Origin of the sequence: Streptococcus sp. HMSC065H07 (assembly GCF_001837325.1) — a bacterium.
Classification (GTDB): Bacteria; Bacillota; Bacilli; order Lactobacillales; family Streptococcaceae; genus Streptococcus; species Streptococcus salivarius_H.
Genome location: NZ_KV832053.1, coordinates 26,368 through 33,310, shown reverse-complemented (window position 1 = coordinate 33,310; position 6,943 = coordinate 26,368). Strand labels below are relative to the sequence as shown.

Sequence of the window (6,943 nt, the reverse complement as noted above, 5' to 3'; positions counted from 1 at the left end):
GACGGTTCTAAAGACGAAGTTCCAGTTAAGGTAATCGTCAAAGATCCACGCACAGATGCGGATAAGAATACACCAACGGTTGACAATCAAAAAACTCCAGCACCAACAGTGCATAAACCTGCTCCTGCATTAGATACAGTTCATGTCGCCTCAAAAGCAACACCAGCTGCAACTGATACTAAGCAAGCTTTGCCTGAGACAGGTGAAAACACTTCATTATTGGCTACTCTATTGGGTGGTTTGATGACAGTGGCTGGACTTGGTTTGGCAGGAAAACGCAAAAAAGAAGACTAAGATAGTTCATAGGTTAGATCCCTCAACATAGTTAGTTAGGCTATTTCGGTTTTCGAAAAAAGAGACTCATCCCATAAGGGGTGGGTCTCTTTTGTGTCTATTACAAGACAGTTTTTGTTTATATTAAAAAATTAGATAAAAGCTCAAAAAGTGGAGAGGTTTATTCAAAAAATATTAGTAACTTAGATTATAGAGGAAATTCCCATAAATAGTGATATGCATGAAAATGCTTATATGAAAAGGTTTGATTATTTTCAAGAGGATCTAGTTACTAATCATAATTCGTTTTTTATATTGATTAAAAATTAGAGAAAATACTTGCCTAAAGATTAAAAAAAGGATATGATAGACTTCGGAAGAAGGTTAATAAATGTATGGAGTGCGTGTTTTTTCAATAACGTCTTCGTTTTTTTGACGTGCCTTGGGGTACAAGGATTAACATATAGGAAGATTTTGAATGAAACAAGCAAATCATGTTTTTGAAAAAGTGACAAAATACGCCATTCGTAAATTGTCAGTAGGTGTAGGACCAGTTGCTATCGGGACATTCTTGTTAGCAGGTGGTCTTTTCGTGTCTAAACCAGTTTCGGCAGACCAGGTTACTTCGGATGCATCGGTACACATGGCCTATGTCACAGAAAATGAATTAACAGCTGAAGAGCAGAAGCAAGTGGTACATGCTATTCCTAAGGAATATCAAAATGGGGACACTTTTTATCTGGTTTATAAACGTAAGGGAGACAGTCAAGCTACTCTTCCTCAGACAGGAAGCTCTGACTGGGCAGCGACAGGTTTGGGATTGGCAACAGCGACTATGGCTGTGTTGCTATTTTCAAAAAAACATCGTAAAAAAATTATTGGCTTGGTCTTGATTGGGGCCGCGGGGCAAAGTCTCCTTGTGCCGATAGAGGTTCTTGCCTTGCAAAACAAGGAGTTGCAGGCCTATAATCAAACTCTTGCGGTTTCAAATAAAGAAGATTTGGCTAAGGGTGTTATTGCCATTGATGGTTATGAGTATGTGGGTTATCTGCGTTACTCTGCTAAGCCGGAGCTTGAACAACCTTTGGAGAATACTTTGCAAGGGCTTGAGTCTTCAATAAAAGAAGATAATACAGTTAGTCATGGGACAGCTGATAGGGATAGTAAGGGAATCAGTTGGAAAAAAGGAACACAGGAGCCAGGTCATGAAGGCGAGGCAGCTGTTCAACCTGCTAACCCAGAGTACACTGGACCAATTAGCGCTAAAGGTACGCAAGAATCAGGTCATGAAGGCGAGGCAGCTGTTCAACCTGCTAACCCAGAGTACACTGGACCAATTAGCGCTAAAGGTACGCAAGAATCTGGTCATGAAGGCGAGGCAACTGTTCAACCCGCAAATCCAGATTACACTGGACCGATTAGTGCCAATGGTACCCAAGAAGTTGGACACGAAGGCGAAGCTCTAGTTCAGCCTGCAAATCCAGATTACACTGGACCGATTAGTGCCAATGGTACCCAAGAAGTTGGACACGAAGGCGAAGCTCTAGTTCAGCCCGCCAATCCAGCGTATACCGGTCCAATCAGTGCCAATGGTACTCAAGAAGTTGGCCACGAAGGCGAGGCAGTTGTTCAACCTGCTAACCCAGAGTACACCGGTTCAATCAGTAGCGATACTACAAGTGCCAATGGTACCCAGGAAGTTGGTCATGAGGGAGAAGCCTTGGTTCAACCAGCCAACCCAGAGTACACCGGTCCAATTAGTGCTAATGGTACTCAAGAGGTTGGTCATGAAGGCGAGGCTGCCGTTCAACCAGCCAACCCAGAGTATACCGGTCCAATTAGTGCCAATGGTACTCAAGAAACCGGCCATGAAGGCGAGGCAGCTGTTCAAGCTGCTAACCCAGACTATACAGGCAAACTGGAAGCCAAGGGTACACAGGAATCCGGACATGAAGGCGAAGCAGCTGTTCAACCTGCTAATCCAGACTATACAGGTAAACTAGAAGCCAAGGGTACACAAGAATCAGGTCATGAAGGTGAGGCAGCTGTTCAACCTGAGAATCCTGTTCATACCCCAGTTGTCGGTAGTATCACAGAGACTGAAACGCAAGCTATCGACTATCCTATCGAGGTTATCACTGATGATAACAAGTATGTGGATGAAGAAGTGGTTGAACAAGAGGGCCAAAAAGGTAGCCAAGAAATCCAGAAAATTTACCAAACCATTGATGGTGTCAAGGTTGGTGAGCCGACTATTGTGTCAGGTAAGGTTATTGAGGTGCCACAACCTAGAAAAATCCGTCGTGGCAGCAAGCCTCTAGATGGCACAACGACTGAAGAGTCTATTGTAGAGCTTCCATTTAAAGAAATTGTCCAAGAAGATGACACGCTTGAGAAGGGTACCTTGCAGGTTGTCCAAGAAGGTCAAAAGGGGCAAAATAAAATCACCAAGGTTTATAAGACTTACAAGGGTAATAAGACTGCTGAAGAACCTACGGTCACTGAAACAGTGCTAGTTCCTGTCCAAGATCGTATCGTTCGCAAAGGAACTAAGGTATCTGAAAAACCAGTGCTTACGCTGACACAGATTGATAAGGATGATTTAAGTCGAAGTGCTAAACTTAGCTACAACTTGACGAATCCAGGTTCAGCAGCTATCACGACTATTAAAGCAGTCCTCAAGCAAAACGGACAGATTGTTCAAACGCTTGATATTCCTAGCACGACCTTGACTGCTGACCTAACAAACTTAGACTATTACAAGCCATATACCCTCACAACAACCATGACCTATGATCGTGGCAATGGTGAGGAGAATCAGGTTTTGGCAGACCAAACTCTCCAACTGGATCTCAAGAAGGTTGAGCTTAAAGATTTTGCACGTACAGATTTGATTAAGTATGACAATCAAACAGAAGTGGATGAGACTCGTCTGGCAGCTGTACCTCAGGATCTCACGAATTACTACTTGAAGATGACTTCTGCGGATCAGAAGACCACTTACTTGGCAGTAAAAGCCATCGAAGAAACAACGGTTGATGGCAAGGCGGTTTATAAGGTAACTGCAGTAGCGGACAATTTGGTTCAACGTGATGCCCAAAACCATTTTGCTCAAACCTATAGCTATTACATTGAGAAACCTCAGGCTAGCCAAGCCAATGTTTACTATGATTTTGCTGAGTTGGTCAATGCCATTCAGGCTAATCCTTCAGGTGAATTTAGGCTGGGTCAAAGCATGAGTGCTCGTCATGTTGTGCCAAACGGCAAATCATACATTACGACTGAATTTACTGGTAAGTTGCTAAGTGATGGTGACAAACGCTATGCCATCTATGATTTAGAGCATCCATTGTTTAATGTCATCAATGGCGGAACAATCAAGAATATCAACTTTGAAAATGTAGACATCAATCGCTCTGGTCAAAATCAAATCGCGACGGTTGGATTTAACCTTAAAAATAAAGGTCTGATTGAAGATGTTAAGGTGGCTGGTTCAGTGACTGGTAACAATGATGTTGCAGGTATTGTCAATAAGATTGATGAAGATGGCAAGATTGAAAATGTTGCCTTTATCGGTAAGATCAACTCTGTTGGTAATAACTCAACAGTTGGTGGGATTGCTGGTTCAAACTACATGGGATTCGTCAACAGAGCCTATGTCGATGCGACCATTACAGCTCAAAATGCCAACGCAAGTATGCTGGTGCCATTTGTCACTTACATGCTCAACAGTTGGAAATCAGGAACGAAGGCCAAGGTAACCAATTCAGTAGCTAAAGGTGTTCTTGATGTTAAAAATACACGAAATGTCGGTGGTATTGTCGCTAAGACATGGCCTTACGGCGCTGTTCAAAATAATGTGACCTATGCCAAGGTTATCAAGGGCCAAGAAATTTTTGCTTCTAACGATGTCAATGATGAAGACGGTGGTCCATACATCAAAGATCTCTTTGGTGTTGTTGGTTACAGCTCGGCCGAAGATGGTACTGGTAAAGATACTAAGAGTCCGAATAAGCTCAAACATTTGACCAAGGAAGAAGCTGACAAGCGTGTTGAAGGTTACAACATCACAGCTGATACATTTGTTAGCGAGCCTTACGCATTGAATACTCTTAACAATGTTTCTAGTCAAGCTGATTTTGCTAATATTCAAGACTATAAGCCAGAATACAAGCAGGCTTACAAGAATATTGAGAAATTCCAGCCATTCTATAACAAGGATTATATTGTCTATCAAGCAAACAAACTGGCCAAAGACCACAACTTGAATACCAAAGAGGTGCTCTCAGTGACACCAATGAAAGACAGTAACTTTGTCACAGACCTAAGCGATGGTAACAAGATTATTGTTCACTATGCTGATGGAAGCAAAGACTACTTCAAGCTTTCAGAGAGTTCAGAAGGTTTGAGCAATGTTAAAGAGTACACTGTCTCTGATTTGGGTATCGCGTACACTCCAAATGTCGTTCAAAAAGACCACTCAAGTCTTATCAATGGTATTGTGGATATCCTTAAACCGATTGAGTTGCAGTCTGATCCGATTTACCAAAAACTTGGTCGTACCGGTCCAAACAAGGTCAATGCTATCAAGAACCTCTTCTTGGAAGAAAGTTTTGAAGCTGTTAAGGCTAATTTGACGACCCTTGTGACTAAGCTGGTTCAAAATGAAGACCACCAGCTTAACCAATCACCAGCTGCCCAACAAATGATTCTTGACAAGGTTGAGAAAAATAAAGCGGCCCTCTTGTTAGGTTTGACTTACTTGAATCGCTACTATGGTGTGAAGTTTGATGATGTTAATATCAAAGAAATCATGCTCTTCAAACCAGATTTCTATGGTAAAAATGTGGATGTCCTTGACCGTTTGATTGAGATTGGCTCTAAGGAAAATAATATCAGTGGTTCAAGAACCTACGATGCTTTTGGTGAAGTTCTCGCCAAAAGTACCCTTTCTAGTGATCTGACCGACTTCCTTAATTACAACCGAAAACTCTTTACCACTATCGACAATATGAATGATTGGTTTATCGATGCTGCTAAGGATAAGGTCTACGTTGTTGAGAAGGCATCTCAAAATGAAGGTGTCGGTGAGCACAAGTATCGTGTTTATGATAACCTTAGTCGTGGTCTCCACCGCAAGATGATTTTGCCATTGTTGAACCTTGATAAGACAGAGATGTTCTTGATTTCTACCTATGACACCATGTCTTATGGTACGGCTAACAAGTACAATACAACCTTAGAGAAGTTGAAACCTGAGATTGATCTAGCCGCTCAACGTCAAATCAACTATCTTGATTTCTGGCAAAGATTGGCTGCGGATAATGTCAAAAACAAATTGTTCAAAGACATTGTCAATCCAGTCTGGGAAGGTTTCTATGTCTGGGGTCATGGTTGGCCAGGTTGGCCAGAGCGCTACGGCCAATTCAAGAACAGTACAGAAGTCTATGCGCCAATCCGTGAAATCTATGGACCAGTCGGTGAGTACTATGGTGATAACGGAGCCATGGCCGGTGCCTATGCTGCCATCTACGACAATCCATATGATAATCGTGCCAAAGTTACTTTTGTAATGTCTAACATGATTAGTGAGTACGGTGCTTCGGCCTTCACTCATGAAACAACTCATATCAATGACCGTATTGCCTACTTTGGAGGCTTTGGTCGTCGTGAAGGAACAGACGTTGAAGCTTATGCCCAAGGGATGTTGCAATCACCAGCTACTCAGGGCCATCAAGGTGAATACGGGGCTTTGGGACTTAACATGGCCTTTGAAAGAGAAAACGACGGTAATCAGTGGTACAATACGAATCCAAACAAGTTGAACTCGCGTGAAGCCATCGACCGTTACATGAAAGGCTACAACGATACCCTTATGCTTCTTGATTCGTTGGAAGGGGAAGCAGTCCTCAGTCAAGGCAAGCAAGAGCTCAATAACGCATGGTTCAAGAAGGTAGATAAACAGCTACGAGGTAACAGTAAAAATCAATACGACAAGGTTCGTGCTTTAAGTGATAGTGAAAAGGCTATTAATTTGACCTCTATTGATGACCTTGTGGATAATAACTTCATGACCAATCGTGGACCTGGAAATGGTGTTTATAAACCTGAGGATTTCTCTTCTGCCTATGTCAATGTGCCTATGATGTCTGCCATTTATGGTGGTAATACCAGTGAGGGCTCTCCAGGTGCTATGTCCTTCAAGCATAATACTTTCAGACTCTGGGGTTACTACGGCTATGAAAAAGGCTTCCTAGGTTATGCGACTAACAAGTATAAACAAGAAGCAAAAGCGGCTGGTAAGGACACCCTTGGAGACGACTTTATCATTAGCAAGATTTCTGATGGTCAGTTCAACTCACTAGAAGCCTTCAAGAAGGCCTACTTCAAAGAAGTGAAAGACAAAGCGTCACATGGTTTGACGACAGTTACAATTGACGGCACAACAGTAAGCTCTTACGATGATTTATTAGCCTTGTTTAAGGCTGCAGTAGCAAAAGATGCTGCAAGTATTAAAACAGATAATAACGGTAATAAATCAGTGTCAACAAGCCATACGACGAAACTCAAAGAAGCTGTCTATAAGAAACTCCTACAAGAGACAGATAGTTTCACAAGTTCTATTTTCAAATAATAGATGAAAGAATCCCTTTTGGTCAATGCCAAAGGG

2 protein-coding genes are annotated in these 6,943 nt (G+C 42.2%); both read left to right on the top strand.

The genetic code is table 11. The annotated features are described in order from the left end of the window. Nucleotides 1-294 (top strand): LPXTG cell wall anchor domain-containing protein (locus tag HMPREF2637_RS10355; RefSeq protein ID WP_141760049.1); only part of this gene is annotated, 294 nt, incomplete at its 5' end. Nucleotides 295-751: 457 nt separating this feature from the next. After that, nucleotides 752-6,907 carry a ZmpA/ZmpB/ZmpC family metallo-endopeptidase gene (locus tag HMPREF2637_RS10350; RefSeq protein ID WP_070840188.1) on the top strand — a complete coding sequence of 2,052 codons (6,156 nt, stop codon included), beginning with the start codon at nucleotides 752-754 and terminating at the stop codon, nucleotides 6,905-6,907. Nucleotides 6,908-6,943: the final 36 nt, after the last annotated feature.